20 protein-coding genes are annotated in these 21,815 nt (G+C 72.9%); 13 read left to right on the plus strand and 7 right to left on the minus strand.

From position 1 onward, the window contains the following. Positions 1-5 precede the first annotated feature (5 nt). Positions 6-908 carry an NshR/TsnR family 23S rRNA methyltransferase gene (nshR, locus tag LPA42_RS07330; RefSeq protein WP_077935128.1) on the minus strand — a complete coding sequence of 301 codons (903 nt, stop codon included), beginning with the start codon at positions 906-908 and terminating at the stop codon, positions 6-8. Positions 909-1,043: 135 nt separating this feature from the next. Here nshR and LPA42_RS07335 point away from each other — a divergent pair, with 135 nt between their 5' ends. The 5 genes from LPA42_RS07335 to LPA42_RS07355 all read left to right on the plus strand — a co-directional run bounded on the left by LPA42_RS07335 (position 1,044) and on the right by LPA42_RS07355 (position 4,769). Next, positions 1,044-1,364 carry a helix-turn-helix domain-containing protein gene (locus LPA42_RS07335; protein WP_228986435.1) on the plus strand — a complete coding sequence of 107 codons (321 nt, stop codon included), beginning with the start codon at positions 1,044-1,046 and terminating at the stop codon, positions 1,362-1,364. A 14-nt stretch (positions 1,365-1,378) separates the two neighbouring features. Beyond that, complete coding sequence (locus LPA42_RS07340; protein WP_077935126.1) at positions 1,379-1,864, plus strand: SRPBCC domain-containing protein; 486 nt, start codon at positions 1,379-1,381, stop codon at positions 1,862-1,864. Positions 1,865-1,933: 69 nt separating this feature from the next. Next, positions 1,934-3,223: a histidine kinase gene (locus LPA42_RS07345; RefSeq protein ID WP_077935125.1), complete on the plus strand. Its 1,290-nt coding sequence runs from the start codon at positions 1,934-1,936 to the stop codon at positions 3,221-3,223. Further along, complete coding sequence (locus LPA42_RS07350) at positions 3,211-3,858, plus strand: response regulator transcription factor (protein WP_077935124.1); 648 nt, start codon at positions 3,211-3,213, stop codon at positions 3,856-3,858. Before LPA42_RS07345 ends, LPA42_RS07350 begins: the two co-directional genes overlap by 13 nt. Before the next feature lie 56 nt (positions 3,859-3,914). Further along, complete coding sequence (locus LPA42_RS07355) at positions 3,915-4,769, plus strand: hypothetical protein (RefSeq protein ID WP_077935123.1); 855 nt, start codon at positions 3,915-3,917, stop codon at positions 4,767-4,769. A gap of 15 nt (positions 4,770-4,784) precedes the next feature. Here LPA42_RS07355 and LPA42_RS07360 read toward each other — a convergent pair whose 3' ends face one another. Continuing rightward, positions 4,785-5,222, minus strand: a complete 438-nt coding sequence (locus LPA42_RS07360) for a helix-turn-helix transcriptional regulator (protein ID WP_077935122.1) — start codon at positions 5,220-5,222, stop codon at positions 4,785-4,787. A 455-nt stretch (positions 5,223-5,677) separates the two neighbouring features. Then, positions 5,678-8,218 (minus strand): S8/S53 family peptidase, encoded by a 2,541-nt coding sequence (locus LPA42_RS07365; protein WP_077935121.1) that lies wholly within the window; start codon positions 8,216-8,218, stop codon positions 5,678-5,680. 130 nt (positions 8,219-8,348) lie between these two features. Between LPA42_RS07365 and LPA42_RS07370 the strand changes: the two genes are divergently transcribed. Continuing rightward, complete coding sequence (locus LPA42_RS07370; protein ID WP_158229348.1) at positions 8,349-9,980, plus strand: sigma-70 family RNA polymerase sigma factor; 1,632 nt, start codon at positions 8,349-8,351, stop codon at positions 9,978-9,980. A 113-nt stretch (positions 9,981-10,093) separates the two neighbouring features. Here the strand turns inward: LPA42_RS07370 and LPA42_RS07375 are convergent, their stop codons facing one another. Genes LPA42_RS07375 through LPA42_RS07385 form a run of 3 tightly spaced genes read right to left on the minus strand, consistent with a single transcriptional unit; the run spans position 10,094 to position 14,320 of the window. Beyond that, complete coding sequence (locus LPA42_RS07375; RefSeq protein ID WP_228986436.1) at positions 10,094-11,476, minus strand: PHB depolymerase family esterase; 1,383 nt, start codon at positions 11,474-11,476, stop codon at positions 10,094-10,096. A gap of 41 nt (positions 11,477-11,517) precedes the next feature. Continuing rightward, positions 11,518-13,221 carry a PQQ-dependent sugar dehydrogenase gene (locus LPA42_RS07380; RefSeq protein ID WP_077935118.1) on the minus strand — a complete coding sequence of 568 codons (1,704 nt, stop codon included), beginning with the start codon at positions 13,219-13,221 and terminating at the stop codon, positions 11,518-11,520. A gap of 31 nt (positions 13,222-13,252) precedes the next feature. Continuing rightward, complete coding sequence (locus LPA42_RS07385) at positions 13,253-14,320, minus strand: SMP-30/gluconolactonase/LRE family protein (protein ID WP_052503547.1); 1,068 nt, start codon at positions 14,318-14,320, stop codon at positions 13,253-13,255. A gap of 452 nt (positions 14,321-14,772) precedes the next feature. On the opposite strand from LPA42_RS07385, the gene LPA42_RS07390 reads away from it, so the two are divergent. Beyond that, positions 14,773-15,597 (plus strand): SAM-dependent methyltransferase, encoded by an 825-nt coding sequence (locus LPA42_RS07390; protein WP_077935145.1) that lies wholly within the window; start codon positions 14,773-14,775, stop codon positions 15,595-15,597. Here LPA42_RS07390 and LPA42_RS07395 read toward each other — a convergent pair. Next, a complete protein-coding gene (locus LPA42_RS07395) occupies positions 15,558-16,628 on the minus strand; it encodes an IS630 family transposase (RefSeq protein ID WP_077935117.1) in 1,071 nt (356 codons plus the stop codon). The two genes, LPA42_RS07390 and LPA42_RS07395, sit on opposite strands and share 40 nt — an antisense overlap. Before the next feature lie 226 nt (positions 16,629-16,854). On the opposite strand from LPA42_RS07395, the gene LPA42_RS07400 reads away from it, so the two are divergent. From LPA42_RS07400 to LPA42_RS07425, 6 genes are all read left to right on the plus strand, one after another. Then, the gene (locus LPA42_RS07400; RefSeq protein WP_158229347.1) at positions 16,855-17,076 is read left to right on the plus strand and encodes an acyl carrier protein; all 222 of its coding nucleotides are present in this window, start codon (positions 16,855-16,857) and stop codon (positions 17,074-17,076) included. Further along, the gene (locus tag LPA42_RS07405; protein WP_077935115.1) at positions 17,069-18,643 is read left to right on the plus strand and encodes a class I adenylate-forming enzyme family protein; all 1,575 of its coding nucleotides are present in this window, start codon (positions 17,069-17,071) and stop codon (positions 18,641-18,643) included. Before LPA42_RS07400 ends, LPA42_RS07405 begins: the two co-directional genes overlap by 8 nt. A gap of 112 nt (positions 18,644-18,755) precedes the next feature. After that, positions 18,756-19,475 (plus strand): Phenylacetic acid catabolic protein, encoded by a 720-nt coding sequence (locus tag LPA42_RS07410; protein ID WP_176734421.1) that lies wholly within the window; start codon positions 18,756-18,758, stop codon positions 19,473-19,475. A gap of 19 nt (positions 19,476-19,494) precedes the next feature. Next, complete coding sequence (locus tag LPA42_RS07415) at positions 19,495-20,625, plus strand: radical SAM protein (protein WP_077935114.1); 1,131 nt, start codon at positions 19,495-19,497, stop codon at positions 20,623-20,625. A 30-nt stretch (positions 20,626-20,655) separates the two neighbouring features. Then, positions 20,656-20,913 (plus strand): acyl carrier protein, encoded by a 258-nt coding sequence (locus LPA42_RS07420; protein ID WP_043960761.1) that lies wholly within the window; start codon positions 20,656-20,658, stop codon positions 20,911-20,913. Beyond that, a complete protein-coding gene (locus LPA42_RS07425) occupies positions 20,910-21,794 on the plus strand; it encodes an SDR family oxidoreductase (protein ID WP_228986437.1) in 885 nt (294 codons plus the stop codon). The genes LPA42_RS07420 and LPA42_RS07425 overlap by 4 nt, the downstream gene beginning before the upstream one ends. The last annotated feature ends 21 nt before the right edge of the window (positions 21,795-21,815 follow it).

Raw genomic sequence — 21,815 nt, forward strand, 5'->3', positions numbered from 1 at the left:
TCGGGTCAGCGGCTCCGGCGGCCCGGGTAGGCCGGTCGCGTGGGACGCCCGGAGCCGCGCCCCGCAGCCGGCCGCTCGGCCCGGGGCGGCTGCGGCGCGCGCCGCCGGTCGGCGAGGTTCCAGTGGGACCGCTCGTAGAGCGCGATCCCGGCGCAGACGGAGACGTTCAGCGACTCCGCGGCCGGGTTGATGGGGATCGACACCGAGTGGCTGGCGATGCTCTCGAAGGAGCTCGACGTGCCGGTCTTCTCGCTGCCGAGCAGGAGCGCGAGCTGCTCGTCGGCGTCGCGCAGGTCGCCGACCGCGAGGTCGCCCTCGGTGTCGAAGGCGACCAGGGGGACGCCGGTGCGCCGGAAGTGGGCGATGGCGTCGGCGCGCGACGCGAGCACGATCGGGAGCGAGAAGACGTAGCCCCGGCTGGCCCGGACCAGGCGTCGGTCCGCGATGGTGGTGAGGTCGCTGTCCACGAGCACGATGCCGCCGGCGCCGAGCGCGAAGGACGTGCGCACGATGGCGCCGATGTTGCCGACGATCTTCACGCCGTCCAGGACGATGATGTCGCCGGTCGTGCGGGCCAACTCGTCGAAGCTCCACGGCCTCGGGACCCGGGCGATCCCGAACGCCTTGGGCTTCTTGTCCGTCTTGAACAGGTCGTTCATGATCGGTGCCCCGACCAGGCGGACCGGGATCTCCCGCTGCCGGCAGGCCGCGAGCACCTCGCCGGGCAGTGGGGTGGTCTCCACCCCGTAGACCTCGATGAACTCAAGCCCGGCGCGGATGCACTCGACCAGCGGCTCGGCGTCCTCGATGAGCACGGTGCGGACGACGGACCGCGAGGGTTTGGTGACGTCGGCGATCCGCTGCACGGCCGGATCCGACCGGTCGGTGATGACGTCGAGGTTTACCACGAAATCGACCCTAACAGAGGCGTGATCGGCCCCGTCCGTGGTGGACCGGCCGTTCGTGGTGGGCCGGCCCGGCGCCACCGAGTCGCTTGCGCCGCCCGCCGGCCGCCGCTAACGTACAACCATATGGTTGTAGAAATGGTGAGCGGGGAGCATGCCGACCGCGTCTTCCACGCCCTCGCGGACGCCACCCGGCGCGACATCGTCGCCCGGGTGATCCGCCACGCGGAGTCCGTCTCGGCGCTCGCCCGGCACTACCCGATGAGCTTCGCGGCCGTGCAGAAGCACGTCGCGGTGCTCGAAAGAGCCTCGCTCGTGACGAAGGAGCGGCGGGGGAGGGAGCAGCTCGTGCACGCGGACATGACCGTGCTCCGCCGGGCCGCCAGGCTCCTCGACGCGTACGAGGAGATCTGGCGGGAACGTGTGGCCCGCATCGACCAGCTGATCGCCGAAGACTGAGAGGGAACCGAACCATGCCCGTGACGAGCATCCAGAAGGACGCCGAGGCGTTGACGCTGACCTTCGTCGCCGAGTTCGACGCCGGGATCGAGCGTGTGTGGCAGGTGTGGGCGGACGCCCGCCAGCTGGAGCGGTGGTGGGGGCCGCCGACCTGGCCGGCCACGTTCGAGCAGCACGACTTCGTGGTGGGGGGCTGGTCCCACTACTACATGACCGGCCCGGAGGGCGAGAAGGCGCGCGGCTGGTGGCGGATCACCGCCCTCGACGCGCCGCACCGGCTGGAGTTCGACGACGGCTTCTCGGACGAGCACGGCACTCCGACCGACACCGACCGGCCGACCCACGCCGTCGCGACGCTGACGGCCGACGGTACGCGCACCCGACTGACGCTGGTCAGCAGCTTCGTCGACGCCGAGCAGCTCGAGCGGATGGTGAACATGGGCATGGAGGAGGGCCTCCGCGAGGCCCTGGGCCAGATCGACGGCCTGCTCGCCGGGTAGGGCCAGCCCCACCCGAAGACTCGGTCCAGCGTCCTGGTTCGCACCGGTCCCCTTGGCTAGCTTGGGCGCATGACGTCGACGACCACGCTGCTCAGGGCGGTGATGCGGCCTGGTTTCCTCCTGTCGACGTGGCCGTGGCGCGGGATCGCCTACACCCTGACCACGGCCGTGGCCTCGGGTCTGCTCTGGCTCGTGCTCTCCGTCCCGCTGGCTCCGCTGGCCCTGGCCATCGGGGTGCTGAGGACGGAAGGGGCGCGGGCGGTCGAGGCGGCGCCACACTGGTGGGCCGGCACCTACGTGTCGGTCGCGGTGGTGCTCAGCCTGGTCGGGGTGGGCCTGCTCGCGCTGACGGTGCCGAGGCTGGCCACCGCCGTGGCCGGCATCGAGCGGTGGCGGTTGCGGCTGGCCGACGACGCCCCGGCGGTGGCGCGTCGAAGCGGCAACCTCTACACCGACCCGGCCACCTGGCGTTCCGTGGCCTATCTGCTGCTCCTCGGCATCGTCGCGCCGGTGTGGCTCGGCGTGCTGGGCCTCGCCGGCCTGCTCGTCGTCTCCACCCCGATCGCGGTGCACTACCGGCTGGTCACCATGGAGTCGACGGGCAGCGCGGTCAGCCGCGCCGTCCTGGGGCTGGTGCTGATCCCGGCGGTGCTCTATCTGACCTCGGCGTTCGGCGGCGGGCACGCCGCGCTCGCCCGGCTGCTGCTGTGCTGCGAGCCCGACCCGGCCGCAGCCGAACTGGTCGAGGTGACCCGGTCCCGGGCGCGGCTGGCCGACGCGTTCGACGCCGAGCGGCACCGCATCGAGCGTGACCTGCACGACGTCGCCCAGCAGCGGCTGGTGAGCCTGACCATGCAGCTCGGCCTCGCCAGGCTCGACCTGCCGAGCGGCTCGCCCGCGGCGGTCGCGGTGGCCTCGGCGCACGACCACGCAAAGACCCTGATGGCGGAACTCCGCGACCTGATCCGGGGCATCAGCCCACAGACGCTGCGCGAGCTCGGGCTGCGGGCTGCGATCGAGGAGCTCGCCGCCGGCAGCCCCCTCCGGGTCCACGTCGACGTCGACCCGGGTCGGTTCCCGCCGGCGGTGGAGACGGTGGCCTACGCCGCCGTGTCGGAGGCGCTCGCCAACGCCGTGAAGCACGCCGCCGCCACCGAGGCCACCGTCGCCGCCCGACGATCCGGCGTCATGCTGACGGTCCAGGTGCGCGACGACGGGCACGGCGGCGCCGACCCGTCGCGCGGGTCGGGCATCACGGGCCTCGCCGACCGGGCGGCCGCAGCCGGCGGTCGGCTGCTCATCTCCAGCCCGCCCGGCGGGCCGACGACCCTGCGGGTGGAGTTGCCGTGCGCGTCGTGATCGCCGAGGACTCGGTCCTGCTGCGCGAGGGGCTGGTCGGGCTGCTCTCCCGGTTCGGCTTCGACGTCGTCGCCGCCGTCGGTGACGCCGCCGCCCTGGTGACGGCGGTGGAACAGACCGCCCCCGACCTCGTCGTCACCGATGTCCGCATGCCGCCGGGCTTCACCGACGAGGGGCTGCGGGCCGCCGTGGCCCTCCGCGCAGCGCGCCCCGACCTCGCCGTGGTGGCGCTCAGCCAGTACGTGCAGCACAGCTACGCCGGCGAGCTGCTCGGCTCGGGCCAGGGCCGGGCCATCGGCTATCTGCTCAAGGATCGGGTGGCCGACGTCGCCGAGTTCGCCGACATGCTTCGGCGGGTGGCCGAGGGCGGCACGGTCGTCGATCCCGAGGTGGTGCGTCAGCTGATGCTGCGGGGCCGAGACCCGATCGAGCACCTCTCGCCCCGGGAGCGCGAGGTGCTGGCGTTGGTCGCCGAGGGCCACTCCAACGCCGCGATCGCCCGCATGCTCACCCTGACCGAGGCCGGCGTGGGCAAGCACATCGGCAACGTCCTCGCCAAGTTGCGCCTGCCGGTCAGCGACGACACGAACCGGCGGGTCCTCGCCGTCCTCACGTACCTGCGGGGTCGACCGTGACCCACGACCGGGACGGCGGGCCCCGCTCACCCACTCGATCGATCCAGGGAGCCCTCGTGATCAGTTCCGCTGCCCCGCCGCGCCCGGCGGGCGCCTCCGGCCGGGTCATCGCCGCGCTCGGCGTACTCGCCGCGGCCCTGGTCGTCGCCTTCGTCGTCGCCCCGCCCGCGCTGACGGCGGACCGGGCGGGTGGCATCGTCGACAGGCGCGACCTCAGCGAGGCCCTGCGGGCGGCGTTCGTCGCATACTGGCGCTCCGGCGACCGGGACCTTCCCCCGGACCTGGCGCGGGTGGTCGACTACTGGTCCCGCTACCACCTGGTCAAGGCCGTGCTCGCCGCGCTGTTGCTGACCGTGCTGGTCGCCCTCGGCTTTCGTCTCGCCAGGGCGTTCGTGACGACCGGCGGTCTCGGGGCGGGGAAGCGGGCCGCCCTCGCGGCGGCCGGCGTCCTCGTCGCGGTGCTCGCGCCGTTCTCGTTGGCGATGGTGATGGCCAACGTCCAGGGTGCCGTCGCGCCCTTCGCCTCGTTGCTGCCGATGCTGACCGAAGGCGTGACCGACGCGGACCTCGCCGACACCCTGACCCAGGTCGAGCAGGGACTGGCCGAGTCGGGCGGCACCGGCGGCAGCAGCTCGCCCGCCCTCGACCTCATGATCGACGACTTCTCCTGGTATCACGAGGCGATGGCCGGGACGGCCGCCGTCGTGGCGGTCGTCCTCGTCGCCACGAGCGTGCTGGCCTGGCGGAGATTCGCGGCGACCCGCCCCGCTCGGAAGCGGCAGGTGCTCGCGGCGTACGGCCTTCTCTCGGCGCTGTTGCTGCTGCCGGCGGTCGCACTGGCGGTGGCGAACGCGACCACTGCGGCGGACCCGGCGCCGGCGCTCCTGGCCTTCTTCCAGGGCGGCTGGTGATCGGGTTCCCCCTGGTCAGGTCGCCTGGTGCCGGGGAGCGTCCCGGACGGGCCTGGTCACCTGCTTCGACACGCAGGCCGGCAGCCCCACGGTGCTGAGCGCCGCGCGCTGCCGGTAGGTGCTGGGCGGCATCCCCACCAGCTCGGTGAAGCGGGTGCTGAAGGTGCCCAACGACGCGCAGCCGACCGCGAAACAGACCTCGGTGACGCTGAGGTCGCCGCGGCGCAACAGCGCCATCGCGCGCTCGATGCGTCGCGTCATCAGGTAGGAGTACGGCGACTCGCCGTAGGCGAGGCGGAACTGGCGGCTGAGGTGGCCGGCCGACATGTTCGCCCCCCGGGCGAGCGCCTCCACGTCCAGCGGCTGGGCGTAGTCCCGGTCGATCCGGTCGCGGACCCGCCGCAGCCGCGCGAGGTCACGCAGGCGCTGGGCTTCGGCGGCACCGCTGGTCACTCCCGGGATCATGCCACCCCGTCCGCGCCGCGACGAAGGACCGTGCCGCGGGCATCGCCATCTCCTGCGGTCGCTCCCTCCCGAGCGCCGATCGGTGACGTAGAGTCGCCGTCTCGCTCGACGGCCCACCCCACCGGGCTCCCTTTGCTCTGCACCCACCTGCGCAACAGCCACGTAGAGTCATCGGCCGTCGCGGCCTTGATCGTCGGTGCTCTGGTGCGAGCGCTGGTCGGGCGAGGTGCTGCGCCGATGGGTGCAGAGCAAAGCGGTCGAGGGCATCGGTGGGGGCCGGAGGAGAATCACGAAGAGTCAGGTCGACTGGCCGCAGGGTGCGCGGCCCCGCGCTCATCACGGGGAGTGCCCAAGGCATGCCGGGTTCCGCGGCCCACCGGAGGCTGCCCAGCCGGGAGGGCCCGGCCGAACGGCCGGGCCCCGGTGACCGACGGACGCCCGGGTCAGGGCGTGGCCACCTGGATCCGCACCGGCACGGAGTCCACGCCGACCAGCCCGGCCGAGTCGAAGACCTCCAGCCACACCGACCAGGTGGTGACATTGCCCGCGCCCAGGCCCAGCTCCGCGCTGAAGCCGGCGCAGCTCTTCGGCAGGACGATGTCGTCGACCGGGCCGCCGGTGGGCACCGCGCTGCCCTGGCAGAGCACCTTCTTGACGCCGCCGTCGCCGTAGGCGGTCCACCGGTAGCGGGTCCCGGCGACCGCGCCGTCCTCCACGTCGGTGGCCGTGCCGGCGAACGCGACGACCTTCGGCTTGCCGTCGATCACCGACAGGTCCAGCGCCGCCGCCGGCTTGGTGATCGTGGCGGTCGGCCGGTTCTGCCCGGCCAGCAGCGCGGTGACCGTAAAGCTGCGCTGCGCGCTCGCGCCGCCGGCCGTGAACGTCGCCGTGTACGACCCCGCCGTGACCTTGCTGGCCGGCAGGAGGGCCAGGTGCCCGGTCTGCTGGTGGACCACCGTCCCGCCCCGCCGGACCGTCCAGGACGCCTCGGCGTCGGGCACCGGCCCGAACGCGTCCGGGTCGTTGGAGGTGCCCACCAGGCTGACCGACTGTCCCGGGGCGATCGTCAACCCGACCGGCGGCGAGACGATGGCCGCGGTCGTCGGGCTGTCCACCACCGTGACGGAGACGGTCGCCGAGCCGGTGCGCCCGAGGCCGTCGGTGGCCTTGGCGGTGATGACGTGGGTGCCGGGCGACAACGACGGCACGAACGTCTGCGACTCGTGGCCCAGCACGCCGTCGAGGCTGCTGATCCAGGTGATCGGGAGCTGCTTGCCGAGGAAGTCGGTCGCCTTGCCCCACAGGTCGACCGACTGGCCCACCCCGACGTGCTGACCGGTCGTCGGCGCGCTGATGCTCACCGCGGGCTTGTCGACCTTGACCCCCAGTGCCTTGGCGACGGCGGCCAGGGCGTCGATGCGGCGCTGGCTGCCCGTCACGTGGGCACCGAGCCCGCCGACGTGCGCGGTGTCGTTGAGGATGTCCCGGACCTGCGCGGCGGTCAGGCTCGGGTCGGCGGCCATCACCAGCGCGGCGACGCCACCCACGAACGGCGCGGCGACGCTCGTGCCGCAGGCGTCGGACCGGGTCTCGTTGACGGCCGGCTTACCGGGGTCCTTGAGTCCCATGACGCAGTAGGGGCCGTAGATCTCCACCGAGGTGGTCAGGTCGCTGGTGCCGTAGTTCGACTTGTTCGCCAGCGTCGCGTCCGTCCTCATGCCGCCCACGCACATGACGTGGGTGCTCTCGCACGGCACGTAGAGGGTGTCGCCGTCGATGTTCACGGCGTCGTTGCCGGCGGACGAGACGATCAGTGCGCCCGTGTCGCGGACGTGCTTCATCCGCCGGTCGGTCCACTTGCTGGCGTGGGACTTGCCGAGGTTCACGTCCCGGGTGAAGCTGAGGTTGACCACGTCCGGGTGGCTCGCCTCGGCGGCCTTCTCCAGCCGGCGCAGCACCGTCCAGTAGTCGATGCCGTTGCGCACGGCGACCAGCTCGTCGACCACCGGCCCGGCCGGCCCGGCGGTGCCGTAGCCGTTGTCGACCCGGCCCATCGCGGCGAGCACCACGTCCGTGGCGTGCCACGGGCAGGGATTGCCGCCCGTGCAGTCGTTGGTGTTGGTCTTGCCCCACTCGACCGAGTGCAGGGACACCTTGGTCGGGAAGTCGGGGTTGGACTGGAACCCGCCGTCCTGCACCAGGTACTTCACCTGCTTGGTCAGCTTGCCCTTGGCCTCCAGCAGCTGCCAGGCCGGCGCGACCCCGATGTCCATCGCGCCGCCGTACTCCATGAACATCCAGTCGAAGACGTTGTTGGTGATGTCGGGGGCCTCGTAGACCTCGCCGTCGACGATGCCGGTCGGCTCCACCAGCCAGTCGAGGACCAGCTCGGTCCCCGCCCGCCACTCGGCGGCGGCGAGCGCGAGCAGCCGCAGCGCCCGCTCGTCGCCGACCCGGTAGGCCCCGGACTGGCCCGGCTCGGCGGCCCGCAGGTCCTCGACCAGCTTGGTGGGGTCTGCGCGGTCGGCGTCCACCCGGACCAGGTGGTCCTGCCCCTGCTCGTCCGGCGCGAACGAGTCGAGCACCTGACCGCCCCAGCGGGTCAGGAAGGCGTCCAACTCGGCCTGGTCGGCGACCCGCACCATCACCTCGTCGAGCACCAGGCCGGCGGGCGAACCGTCCGGCCCGGCCACCACGCCGAGCTGCCGGTCGGTGCCGAGCCGGCCGACGGGGTCGATCGGCAGCCGGGGAGCGGGCAGCCCCGGGTCGATCCGGAAGGCCAGCGGTTCGCTGCCGGTGCCGCCGGGCGTCGCGGCCGAGCCGGCGGGTGCCGGCGCGGCGGTGGTGGTGGTTGGCGCCGGCGCCGCGACGGCGGCCGCCCCGGTGTTCGTGACCATGCCTGCGGCGAGCGCCGCCGCCACCGCGGCGGCCAGGAACCGGCGCGGTACGGCGGCGGTAGGGCGGCTGGCGGGTGTCGGTGTCATGAGCGTCTCCTCGGTGTCGGCGGTGCGCTGACACCGGTGGGAGCGTGGACGGGTCGGCATGCCAACAGAAACGCACCGGGATTTATCTTTTCCGTTCTACTGGACCGGTCGGAGAGCGGTGGGGGCACGGATGGACACGGCGGCACAGGACGACAGGGCGCTCGTCGAGGCGGTGCGCCGGGGCGACCGGGCCGGTCTGGAGGGCATGTACCGGCGGTACGCCGACCGGCTCTACACGTACGCGCGGGTGCTGGTGCGCGAGCCGGAGGCCGCCGCGGACGTCGTCCACGACGCGTTCCTGATCGCCAGCGGGCGCATCGACCAGCTCCGTGACCCCGACCGGCTGCGGCCCTGGCTGTACGCGATCGTGCGCAACGAATGCCTCCGGCAGTTGCGGGAGCGGTCCCGCTCCTCCGCGCTGGAGGAGGCGGGCGACCCGGTCGCCGACACCGTCGACCCGGCCGCCGGGGTCAACGCCGACCAGGTGCGTGAGCTCGTGCACAGCGCGGCGGCGGCGCTCAACCCGGGCGACCGCGAGGTGGTGCACCTGGCGATCCGTCACGATCTGTCCTCCGTCGACATCGGCGCGGCTCTCGGGGTGCCCACCAACCACGCCCACGCCCGGCTGTCCCGGGCCCGTTCGCAGCTCGAACGGGCGCTCGGCGCGCTGCTCGTCGCCCGCAGCGGGTCCCGGGACTGCCCGGCCCTCGCCGGTGTGCTCGACGGCTGGCAGGGGCGGCTGACCCCGACCCTGCGCAAGCGGGTCGCCCGGCACATCGACGGCTGCGCCACCTGCGGGCTGCTCCGGCGCGAGCAGCTCAACCCGGCGGCGCTGCTCTCCGCGTACACGGCTCCGGGGTTCCTGGTCGTCGCGGACACGGTGTGGCCGAGACTGGCCGACTCGGTGTGGCCGGGGTCGCCCGACGGCGGGCCGGCGGAGGGCGCGGCGTCGGAGGGGGGCGGGCACACCGCGAGGTCGGCGGAGCGGCCCGCCGCCGGGCCCGCCACCGCGTTGGTCGGGGGCGGCGCGGCGGCTCCGCGGGCCGGGGCGGAGGCTCCGCGTACGGCGTCGCGGTCCCGGCGGCGGCGTCGGTTGGCGGCGAGCGCCGGGCTGCTGGTGTTGCTCGTCGCGGCCGGCACCTGGGCGCTCGGGCCCGGTCGTCCGGCTGCGGACCGGGTGGCGGCGACCTCCGGCGCGGCGGCCGACGGAACGGCGACGCCCCCGGTGGGGTCGGCGGGCTCGGCGGGCCCGACCGACGCCGCCGCGCCCGGTGGCTCCGGGGCTCCGGCGGGGCGGGGACCCGAGCCGGACGGCACCGGCGGTACGTCAACCGGTGCGGTCCCGCCCGGTGCGCCGCCGCCCGGCGCTGCCGGTCCGGTCGCCGGACCGGGCTCCGGGCCCGGACCGACGGCTTCGCCGACCGGGTCGCCGGTCGCGCCCCGGCCGACGGGCACGCCGAAGCTGGCCACGGCGTTCACGGTGCGGGCGAGCGCGCACGTGCGCTGCGGGGCGGACACCTACGCCCTGGTCGTGCAGGCCACCGGCAGCGCCGCGATCGACGCGGCCCAGGTGCGCTGGACCGCGTCCGGTGGGACCGCGTCGAGCCGGGCCATGACCGTGGACGGGACGTCGGCGCGGGCGAGCGTGGGCCAGCTCCGCGCGTCGGCCCTGACCTGGACGGTGCGGGCGACCGCCGCCGACGGCCGCACCGCGCAGAGCCCGTCCTACCCGGTCACCGATCCGTGCCTGCGGCCGGGCTAGCGGGGCGGAGTCGACGCGACCCCGCCCCGCCCGTGCCACCCGCCGGGGCCTGCCCGGCCCGGCGTCAGGCCGGCCGGGCCCGAGCGCCCGGGCGGCCGACTGCGGCGCGTGGATCAGGCCCGCAGCGTCCAGCGCTGGTTGGCCTGGCCGCTGCAGGACCAGAGGATGATCTTCGTGCCGTTGGCGGTGCCCAACCCGCTGGCGTCCAGGCAGAGCCCGGACTGGGCGTTGGTGATGGTGCCGTCGGCGTTGACGTTCCACTGCTGGTTAGTGCCGCCGTGGCAGTCCCAGATGATCACCGGAGTGCCGTTGCTGGTGCCGGCGCCACTGGCGTCCAGGCACTTGGTGCCGTTGACCGTGAGCTGCCTGCCCGCCGTGTAGGTCCAGCGCTGCTGGGTGGCACCGTGGCAGTCCCACAGCTGGATCTGGACGCCGTTGCCGCCGTTGGTCGGCACGTCCAGGCAACGGCCCGACTGGGTGCCGACAACCGTCACCCCGGCCGCCGGCGGCGGGGTCGTCGGGGTCGGGGTCGTCGGGGTCGGGGTCGGCGTGGTGGTGGTGCCGTCGAGGCCGAGGAAGGCGATCGAGTACGCGATCTGACCGGCCTGCGGCAGCTCGTGCCCGACGCCGCTGATGCTGATGCCCTCGACCGTCGCCCGGGTTCCCGTGTCGCCGTACCGGGTGCGGGTCCAGTTCGACTGCGGGCGGTCGGTGAACGCCGGCGTCTGGCTCAACCCGTGCAGGTTGGTCCACTGCTTGATTTCTTCACCGAAGTTGACGTACGACAGGGTGGTGTCGGTGGTCCCGTGCAGGAACTGCATCCGGGGGTACCGGCCGGTGTAGCCGGGGTACATGGCGCGGGCGGCGTCGCCCCACTGCTGGCCGGTCTTGGTGATCTGCCCACCGGCGCACTGGCCGTTCCAGGTGTTGGTGCTGCTGCCGGTCGCGAAGCAGGTGGCGGGGACCCCGCTGAACGCCGAACCGGCGGCGAACACGTCCGGATACTCGGCGGCCATCACGTTGGTCATCATCGCCCCGGAGGAGAAGCCGCTGACGACGACCCGGGCGGGGTCGACGTTGTGCCGCTGCTTCGCATAGTTGACCATGGAGATGATGCCGTCGGAGTCGCTCCCGCCCCCGCGCCGCAGCCCCTGCGGCGAGTAGACGTCGAAGCACTTGCTGCTGCGCGTGACCTCGGGCAGCACGATGATGTAGCCGTACCGGTCGGCGGCGGTGACGTAGTCGCGGCCGTTGCCGTTGAAGATCGCCGGTCCGGAGCCGCCGCAGTAGTGGATCAGCACCAGCAGCGCCGGCCTGGGCGCGACGTTGTCGGGCACGTAGAGGTACATGTTGAGGCCGCTGGGGTTGTTGCCGAAGTTGGTGACCTGGGTCAGGGCCGCCGCCGAGGCCGGCTGCGCGGCCATCAGCACCGTCATGGCGAGCAGTGGCACGACCGCGAGGGCCGCCACCGCCCTGAGTAGACGCTTCACGGACATGGGCTCCGATCTGGTGGAACGGGGATGGTGGTGGGGTGGGGCTAGCCGCCGAGCGTCACCTTGAGGATCCGCTCGTTGCTGTTGTTCGGGACGCTGTCCTTGTCGCCGCCGGTGCTCGTCGTCAGCCACAGGTTCCCGTCGATGGTCGGCTCGACGGTGCGCAGGCGGCTGTAGGTGCCGACGAAGTACTGCTGCACGTCGGTGAGGGTGTCGCCGCTGATCACCTCCCGGTACATCCGGTTGCCGCGCAGGCAGGCGAGGTACACCACGTCGCGGACGATGGCGAGGCCGCTGCACGAGGCCTCGGCGACGGGGTACGTGCGTACCGGTGCGAGGTAGTTGGGGTTGGCGCAGTCGCCGACCGTGCCCTCGCAGGCCGGCCACCCGTAGTTGCCGCCCCGGACGATGATGTTGGTCTCGTCCATGACGTTGTTGCCGAACTCCTGCTCGAAGAGGCGGCCCCGGGAGTCGAACGCCAGCCCCTGCGGGTTGCGGTGGCCGTAGCTCCACACCTGGTTGCCGAACGGGTTGTCCGCGGGCACGCTGCCGTCGGGGCGGATCCGCAGCACCTTGCCGGCCAGGTCGTTGACGTCCTGGGCGCGGTCCGGGGTCTGCCCGTCGCCGGTGGCGGCGTAGAGCATCCCGTCGGGGCCGAAGCGCAGCCGACCGCCGTTGTGGTACTTGTTGCGCGGGATGCCGGTCACCAGCACCTGGAGGCTGCTGGTCTGGAGCGTGCCGTCGTAGCGCATGCGGACGATCCGGTTGTCGGTCGCCGTGGTGTGGTAGATGTACAGCCACCGGTCGGTGGCGAAGGTCGACGCCACGGCCAGCCCGAGGACGCCGCCCTCGCCGTTGGTGCCGGCGGCGTTCGGCACCGAGCCGATGCTGCGCTTGTTGGTGCCGTCGGGGTTCATGGCGACGACGTCGAACAGGTCGCGCCGCCCGTAGAGGACGGTGCCGTCGGCGAGCTGCACCAGCCCCCACGGCAGGTCCCGCTCGGTGGTGACCACCGTCGTGCCGCAGACCGCGCTCGTGCAGGCCGAGCCGGTGCGTACGGTCACCGGGGCGCTCGCCGTCGAGGCGTTGCCCTGGGCGTCGCGGGCGACGACGGTGTAGCTGAACTGGGTGTTCGCCGCCAGCCCGGTGTCGGTGAACGTGGTGGCGGGCGGGTTGGTGGCCGTGCCGGTGACGGAGCCGACGGTCGTGCCGCCGCGCAGGACGTCGTACCGGGTGACGGCGACGTTGTCGGTGGCGGCCGACCAGGTCAGGCGCACGTCGGTGCCGTTGGCGGTGGCGGCGAGGTTGGTCGGCGTGCTGGGCCGGGACGTGTCGACCTGGCAGAACGGTGGCGTGACGGTGAGCGTGGCGCTGGCCTGCGACACGTTGCCGGCGGCGTCCCGGGCGTTGACGTACCAGCCCCAGGTGACGCCCTGCGCGACGGTGAGCGTGGCGGTCAGCGTGCTGCCGCCGACGGAGGTGACGAGCTGCCCGTCGTGGTAGACGTCGTAGCTCGCGACGCCGACGTCGTCGCGGGACGCGGACCAGGTGAGCGTGACGGACTGGCAGGTCAGCCTGCTGCTGCGCAGGTTCGTCGGCGGGGTGGGCGGCCTGGTGTCGGCCGCGGACCGGGCGGCTGCGGCCGTCGACCCGCCGGCCGGCGGTGGCGCGGCGATGGCGGGTGCACCTGCCAGGACGGTGCAGGCGCTGGTCAGCAGTGCGAGGGTGGCGAGGGGGCGGGTTGGCACGTGATTCGTCCCTTCCGGTGGATCCTGGCGGTCAGTACGGGTAGCCGGGCACGTTCAGCCGCACGCTGTAGAGCCCGGAGTCGTTCGTCGGGCCGGAGGTGACGTAGAGGGTCCGCCGGTCGGACCCGCCGAACGCCACGTTGGTGGTGCCCGTGGAGCCGGAGCGGACGGTGCCGAGCTCGACGCCAGTGGGCGAGTAGACGTGGACCAGGCCGTCGAAGCCCGACGCCCAGTACACGTTGCCGGCGCAGTCGATCGTGGCGCCGTCCGGGCCGCCGACGTAGTTGACGAAGACGCTGCGGGGGCCGGTGCTGCCGTCGGGTGCGACGGCGTACTTGTAGATCTTGTTCTCGCCGTAGGCGCCCACGTAGAGCGTCGCGCCGTCCGGGGAGAGCGCGATGCCGTTGGGCTGGCGCAGCGCGTCGTCGACGAGCGACACCTGGCCGCCGGAGACGCGGAACACGCTGGTGCGCCCGCTCATCTGGTCGGCGCGGGCCCCGCGCTGGAAGTTGGGGTCGGTGAAGTAGACGACGCCGTCGGAGCGGACCGCCACGTCGTTCGGCGAGTTGAACGCCCGGCCCTGGTAGTTGGCGGCGACCACGCCGCGGGTCAGGTCGTCGATCCGGTACGACGAGACGCTGCGCTGGTCGTGTGTGGCGGCGACGAGCTGCCGCCCGTCGGGGCTGAGGGCGAGCCCGTTGCTGCCGGAGTTGGCGAGGAACGTGTCGAAGGTCGCCGGCGGGGTGAAGCGGCGGATGGTCGACGGCTGGACCCGCTCCGGCCCGGTGGCCGCGCCCATGTCGGACACCAGCAGGTAGCCCCGGTCGGCGAGCCAGACGGGCCCTTCGAGGAACGAGAAGCCGCCCCGGATCTTCGCCGCCGTGACCGAGGTCGCCGGCAGCGGCGGGCCGTAGCTGGCGCCGGACGGGCAGACGCCGGGCGGGGCCCCGGGTGGCCCGGCCAGCGCGGTCGTGGTGTGAGCGCTCACATGGCCGGCGCGAAGAATCTGCGGGGGCGAGGCGGCGGCGCCCACCGGGACGGCGGCGGGCAGGGCGAGGCAGAGGCTGGCCAGCGCGGCGAGTGTGGGAGTCGGGACCATCGGGGGCTCCGATCGGCGAGGGCCCGCCGCCGATGGCGGGCGCGGGGTGGTGCGGCGACGGATCCGCCGAGTGGCTCCGGTGGTGGCGGGGCGAGCCCGTCGGGCACGATGGGGACATCGGGCAGCATAAGTCCTAATCCATCGATCCGCATGATTTCGTTGCCGCCAACTTCCCATGTGGGGCGCGGTGGGCCGCAGTGCTTGAGTTCAGCGAAATGGCCCGGTAATATCGCCACGCTTCAATGGGTTGCCGTCGAGGTGGGCAACTTCTGCGCCCCGGCCGTCCGGACTGTCGTGGGTGGAATCGACGTTTCAGGGTTGCTCATCTACCCTCAGGGCACATCCGGTCTCAACTTTCGTGGGCCGGCGTCGGTTCGGCAGCCATGGGTGTCGTGTGTGGTCTCCCCGCCAGTCTGTGAGCGACCATGGCCGTGTACGGAGGGGTCGAAGCGTTGACCAGCGAAAATGTGGCGCCTCCGGGCGTCGACACCACCCGGCCCAGCATTGCCCGGGTCTACGACTACTACCTAGGCGGCAAGGACAACTTCGCGGTCGACCGGCAGGCCGCCCAGATGGCCATGCAGATCACGCCGGACGGTCCCGAGGCGGGGCTGGCCTGCCGGGCCTTCCTCCGTCGATCGGTCAGATTCCTCGCGGCCGAGGCCGGCATCCGGCAGTTCCTCGACATCGGCTCCGGGCTGCCCACCCAGGGCAACGTGCACGAGATCGCCCACGAGGTGGACCCGAACGCTCGGGTGGTCTATGTGGACAACGACCCGATGGCCCTCGCCCACGGCCGGGCCCTGCTCGCCGACGCCCGCACCACCACCGTGCTCGGGGGTGACGCCCGCCGGCCCGAGGAGCTGCTGGCGCAGCTCACCGAACGCAAGCTGATCGACTTCGACCAGCCGGTCGGCCTGCTGCTCCTGGCGATCCTGCACCACCTCAACGACGAGGACGACCCCGCCGGCGTCGCCCGGCGGCTCGTCGCCGCCCTGCCCTCCGGCAGCTACCTGGCCATCTCCCACTTCCACGATCCGGGCGACGCCCAGCCGGAGGTCTCGGAGCGGGCGCGCGCGGTGGAGAAGGTGTTCAACGCGACCCTCGGCACCGGCCGGTGGCGCACCCGCGAGGAGATCATGGGCTTCTTCGGTGACCTGGAGCTGCTGCCGCCCGGGCTGGTCCCGCTGGCGGAGTGGCACCCGGACGGCGAGGAGGACCCCAAGCAGACCGCCACCTACCACACCATCGTCGGCGGGGTGGCCCGCAAGCCCTGAGGCCCGTCGGGCGGCGGCTCCGCGCCCGAAGTCCGTTCACGATGTCCGGGTGTCCGTCCACGATGCCCAGCGAGCGGGCGGCGGACCTCCTCGGGGGCCCGCCACCAGGTGCGGGGCTGCGTCATCCAGGTTCGGCTGTCGGTGCCGGCCCCGCCCCCGGCGCCCGCCCAGGCCGGCAACTCCTCGCCGAGCAGGGCGAACCACCGCTCGGCCTGTTCCACCCACGACCGGCCGGCCGGCGTGAGGTGGACGTGGAAGCGGGGATGGCGGGCCAGCCAGGCCCGCACCGCCGCCGATCCCTGCACGGCGGCGTCGTCGCAGATGACGTGCACGTCCAGTGCGGCCGGCACCGCCCGGTCGACGGCGAGGAGGAACCTGCGGTACTCGGCGGACCGGTTCCCCCCGCGCCCCGTCGCGGCCCCGCCGGCCGGCGTGCGGGGGGTCGGCACGCTCGTCGGCCGGCTCCACCCGGGCCCCCGTGCCGGCGGAGCGTCGGCCGTGCACAGCACCACCGCCCGCCCCGGCGGATGCCGATAGAGGCCGACGACGCCGACGACCCGCGCCACGAACCGCGGGTCGGCGGCGAGCCGGTGCCCGTCCTGGACGTGCGGCCGCAGGTCGAACCGCCGCCAGATCCGGCCGACCGTCGAGGCGGACAGCCCGCTGTGCGCGGCCATCGACGCCCGGGACCAGCGGGCCGCCCGCTCCGGCTGCGAACCCAGGGTGGCGGCCACCACCTGCTCCACCCGGCCCGGCCCGATCGCCGGGGGCCGACCGGCGCGCGGTGCGTCGGCGAGGCCCGGCAGCCCGCGCGCCACGAACCGGGACCGCCACTTGCCCACGGTCGGCGGCGACACGCCGAACCGGGCCGCGACCTCCGCGTTGCTGGCCCCGTCGGCGCAGGCCAGCACGATCCGGCAACGCAGCGCGTACGCCTGTGTCGAGCGGGCGGCCCGCGCGCCCCGCGCCAGCCGTGCCCGCTCCTCCTCGCTCAGCATCAGCTCGGCCTTCGGCCGGCCCTTTCCCCCCATGCGGCCGATGGTACATATATGTAAACGAATTTGTGGCGCAGATATCCGGACGTCGCAGGTGGTGGGACGAATCGATGTCCCTTCTGGACAGCGTCAGGCCCCCTCGGTATGGTCCCGACGAGTTCCCAAGCGAGGGATTCGCTCGCTGCTGCAAGGTCGCGGTGGCCCGTGGAATCACATTGACATGGAGACCGCTTCAGTGACTATGACCGATTTGCAACTGAAGATGACATCCATCTGCGCCGACGTGCTGAACCGTTCCACCCTCGGGCCGGACGAGGACCTCGTCGCGCTGGGCATGGACTCGGTCGCGGCGGTGGAGATCGTGACCCGCGTCGAGACGGCCTACGGGGTCGACGTCGTCGACGTCATCTTCGACAACCCCACGGTGAACCGCCTCTGTGACCTGGTGGGGGCGACCGCCGGCAGCGACAGCACACATGCCTAGTCCGTTGGACGAGCCGGATCTCGCGGTCACCACGAACCTGCTCGACCTCGTCCGCGCCGCCGCCGAGCGCCACGGCGACCGCCCGTACCTGGTCCCCGCCGAGCCGGGCGGCCGGACGGCGAGCTTCGCCGACGTCCTGACCTTCACCCGGGGCTGCGCCGCACTGCTCGACGAGCACGGGGTGCCGCCGGGCGGCCGGGTGGCGGTGGTCATGCACAACTCCTCGCTGACGGCGCTGCTGTTCATCGGCGTCATCGCCGCGCAGCGCGTCCTCGTGCCGCTCAACCCGAAGTCGGGGCCGGGAGAGCTGGACGCGCTGCTCGCGCACTGCGCGCCCGCACTGGTGCTCGCCCCCACGCCGGTCACCGCGAAGATCGGCCCGGGGCCCCGCCGGGTCGCCGTGGACGACGCCGAGGCCCTCCTGGCCGACGTGCTGGCGCGCGGCGCGGCGTACCAGGGGGAACTGACCGCCCCCCGCGACGGCGGGGCGGGCGACGCGGAGATCGTCTACACCTCCGGCTCGACCGGGGTCCCCAAGGGCGTCGTGCTGTCGCACCGCAGCCTGCTCGCCAACTCGCTGGCCATGGTGAAGTGGGCCGACGCGGGCCCCGACGACGTCTTCCTCAACGTCGTCCCGCTGTTCCACGCCGGCGGGCAGGGGTTCCCGACGCTCACCCCGCTGTGGAGCGGCGGCCGGTCGGTCTGCGTGCGCTCCGAGACGGCGCTGGTGCGGTTCTGGCACTACGTCGACCGGCACCGCCCGACCTGGACGCTGGTCGTCAACGCCTACCTGGCCAACCTGGTGGAGCGGCCGGAGCGGCCGGCGACCGGCAGCCTCAAGGGCGTCCTCGCCGGGGGCTCGGCGCTCGGCCCCGAGCTGATCCACCGCTTCGAGGACACCTTCGGCATCGGCGTCTACCAGGTCTACGGCATGACGGAGATGACCTCCCTGACGACGGTGGAGCCGCGCGACCGCCGGCCGGGGGAGCCCCGCAGCGCCGGGCTGCCCGTGCCGTTCGCCCGGGTGCGCGTGGTCGGCCCGGACGGGCGGGACGTCCCGGCGGGCGAGAACGGCGAGGTCCTGCTCAGCGGCCCGAGCATCTTCACCCGCTACGAGGCCGCGCCGGAGCTCACCGCGAAGCGGCTCGACGACGGCTGGGTGCGCAGCGGCGACCTGGGGCACCTCGACGAGCGCGGCGAGCTGTCCATCGTCGACCGGATCGACAGCATGGTCATCGTCAGCGGCGAGAACGTCTACCCCGCCGAGATCGAGAACGCGGTGCCCCACCTGGCGGGCGTCGAGGACGCCGTCGTCGCGGCGCTGCCGCACCCGGTCACGGGCGTGGAGCTGATCCTCGTCTACACGCTGCTGCCCGGTGCCGTCGCCGACGACGACGCCTGGCGCGCGACGCTGCTGCGGTTCCTGAGCCCGTTCAAGGTGCCCCGCAGGTTCGTCGCGCTCAAGGAGATCGGCGTCGACGCCTTCCCCCGTACCCCGCTCGGGAAGATCCAGCGGCCGGAAGTGCAGCGGCTGGCCGTCGACAGTCTTTCCCCGACCCGGACCTGATTCGGGCCACCAGAACTCCACGCGATTAGGCGGGAATGCCGTAACGGTGCGGCAGATCCCTTTCTTTCCGGCCGGCACCATTCGGGCTTTAGTCGACAGGAGGTGGTTTGTCATGTCAGTCGAGATCCTCGACGACGAGGAAGTCGTGGTGCGCACCCCCGAAGAGTTCAAGCGCATGCCCCGGGCGTACCAGAAGGCGCTCATCAGCCAGGTCATGATCAATACGGAGGGCGAGCTCTCCGGCGGCGACGACTACACCATGATGTTCATCCCGCTGGCCCCCAACGCCGAGGAGCGCCAGGTGTGCGCCGAGCGGGCGGCGGAGGAGTACGACCACTACAAGATCGGCAAGCGGGTCCTCGCCGAGATCGGCATCGACACGACCTACATGGAGGAGCAGACGATCGAGGAGCGGCGGCTCTTCTCCGACAAGCGCCTGCACCAGTGCACCACGTGGGCCGAGCGCGGGATCTACTCCTACATCGGCGAGGAGAGCGCCCTGCTGATGATCAGGGAGTTCGCCGAGAGCAGCTACAAGCCCTGGGCCGACGCCGTCCGCACGATCATCCTGGACGAGAAGATCCACATCGCGCACGGCGCGCGGGTCTGCCGCAACCTGGCCACCACCGACGAGGGCCGCGAGCAGCTCCAGGCGGGCCTCAACCGCCTGTGGCCGGTGTTCCAGGGCCTCTTCGGCACGCCGGACTCCGAGCGCTCCAAGCGGGCGGTCCGGTTCGGCCTGCGCAGGACGACCAACCGCGAGGCCCTGGAGAAGTGGTTGCAGACGGTCACGCCCCGCATCCACTCCCTCGGGCTCGTCGTACCGGACTGACGGAAGGGACGACCGCGTCATGCCCACCCCTGTCGCCATCAATCCACGCCCGCCCTCCCGCAAGGAGGCCAAGGCCCGGCTCCAGGCGCTGCTCGCCGGCCGCCCCGACCTGGCCGGGCGGCTCGCCGCCGTCCGGGACATGGGCCTGCGGGTCACCGCGTCCGAGGTCCACCTGACCACCACGTGCAACATCCGGTGCAAGGGCTGCTGGTACTTCGAGGGAGGCTTCGACGCGGCCGTCCCCGAGACGTCGGACCCCGTCGTCATCTCCGACTTCGTCGACTCGCTCGTCGCCCGGGGCGTCACCCAGGCGACGCTCATCGGCGGCGAGCCCACGCTGGTGCTCAACCGGGTCGTGCCGTTCGTCGAGCGGCTCCCGTACGTCACGATCTCCACCAACGGGATCCGGCCGCTGCCGCGCGCCGGGTTCGAGGACGTCGCGGTGGCGATCAGCCTGTTCGGCGGCGGCCCGCTCGACGACTCCCTGCGCGGCTACCGCCCGAACGGGTCGGCGTTCACCGGGCTCTTCGAGACCGCCCTCGGGCACTACCGCAACGACCCGCGCGTCATCTTCGTGTACGCGCTGTCCGAGGAGGGCCTGCAGTACGTCGAGCCGACGGTGCGGGCCATCCAGGACAACGGCAACCAGGTCACCTTCAACTTCTACTCCGACCACGGCAGCGACCACGCACTGCGGATCGACAACGAGCAGCGCACCCTCGCCGAGGCGCTGCGGATCAAGGAGAAGTACCCGGAGACCGTGGTCAGCCACCCGTACTTCATCGAGACGCTGATCACCGGGCGCAGCCACTGGGGCGGCCAGTTCGGCTACGACGTCTGCCCGAGCATCAGCGTCGAGCACCCCGACCACGCCGACCGGATCGCCAACGGCAACCCCGTCCTGGACGGCTTCGCCGTCTACGGTGCCGACTACCAGACCCTCCAGTTCTGCTGCACGTCCGGCAACTGCGCCGACTGCCGCGACAGCCAGGGCGTCTACAGCTGGCTCCTGGTCAGCGCCAACCGGTTCCTCGACGACGTCGGCCGGCTGGAGACCTGGCTGGACCTGGCGGAGAGCTACTGGCGTCAGTGGTACTGGGCGCAGCGGCACCACGCCAACTTCGCCCGCCGCGCGCCGCTGGCCGCGTAGCCAACCCATCCGATCGAAGGAGCGCCCCGCATGTCTTCCCCCTCTGCCCCGATCACCGAGTCCGTCGTCGCCGACCGGCTCCGCGTGGAGCTGATCGACCTCGGCGTCGACGAGGAGGCGATCACCCCGGACGCCAAGTTCGACCAGCTCGACATCGACTCGCTGGACGTCGCCGACCTGATGGCCATGGTCGTCAAGGAGTTCAAGGTGGAGATCCCGCGCAGCGAGCTGGCCGACGTCACCATCGGGCAACTCGTCACGCGGATCGTCGCGGGCGCGTCACATTGACCTCCCTGCTCAGCCTGGACAAGCGCCGCTACCTCGTCACCGGCGTCCTCAACAACGAGTCGATCGCCTGGCACGTGGCGGCGGCCCTGCAACGGGAGGGCTGCGAGGTCGTCCTGACCTCATTCGGTCGGGTGGCCCGCATCACCCGCAAGGTGGCCGACCTGCTGCCGTCCCCGGCCGAGGTGCTCGACCTGGACGTCATGTCCGACGAGAGCGTCGCGTCCCTGGCCGAGCAGATCGAGAGCCGCTGGGGGCAGCTCGACGGCGTGCTGCACAGCATCGCCGCCGCGCCGCCCGACGCGCTGGGCCCGGGCTTCGTCAGCGCGCCGGCCAGCGGCGTGCTCGACGGGTTCCGGGCTTCGGCGTACTCCTTCCAGCAGCTCACCACCGCGCTCGCGCCGCTGCTCGCGCGCGCCCCGGGCGGCGGCGCGGCCGTCGGCCTGACCGTCGACTCCACCCGCGCCCTGCCCGGCTACGGCTGGATGGGGGTCTACAAGTCGGCGCTGGAGGCCGTCGCCCGCTACCTCGCGCTGCACCTCGGGCCGTCCGGCATCCGGGTCAACCTGGTCGCCGCCGGCCCGGTCGAGACCGTGTCGGCGCGCGGGGTGCGCACCTTCGCCGAGCTGGCCGACCAGTACGAGCGGTGGGCCCCGCTGGGCTGGGACCGCGCCGACCCGGCGCGTGTCGTCGGCGCGGTCCTGTTCCTGCTGTCGGACCTGTCCCGGCACACCACGGGGCAGGTGGTGCACGCCGACGGCGGCATGCACGCCGTCTTCGGCGGGGTCGGCGTGTCGCCGGCGACGGGCACCGGCGTGCCCCCCGCCGCGACGGCTCAGGCCGGCGGGACGACGGCGTCGCGCGGCGAGACCGCGACCGGCTGACACACACTGCGGGGAGCGACC

The sequence above is a fragment of the Micromonospora sp. DH13 genome (genome assembly GCF_020873825.1).
Classification (GTDB): Bacteria; Actinomycetota; Actinomycetes; order Mycobacteriales; family Micromonosporaceae; genus Micromonospora; species Micromonospora haikouensis.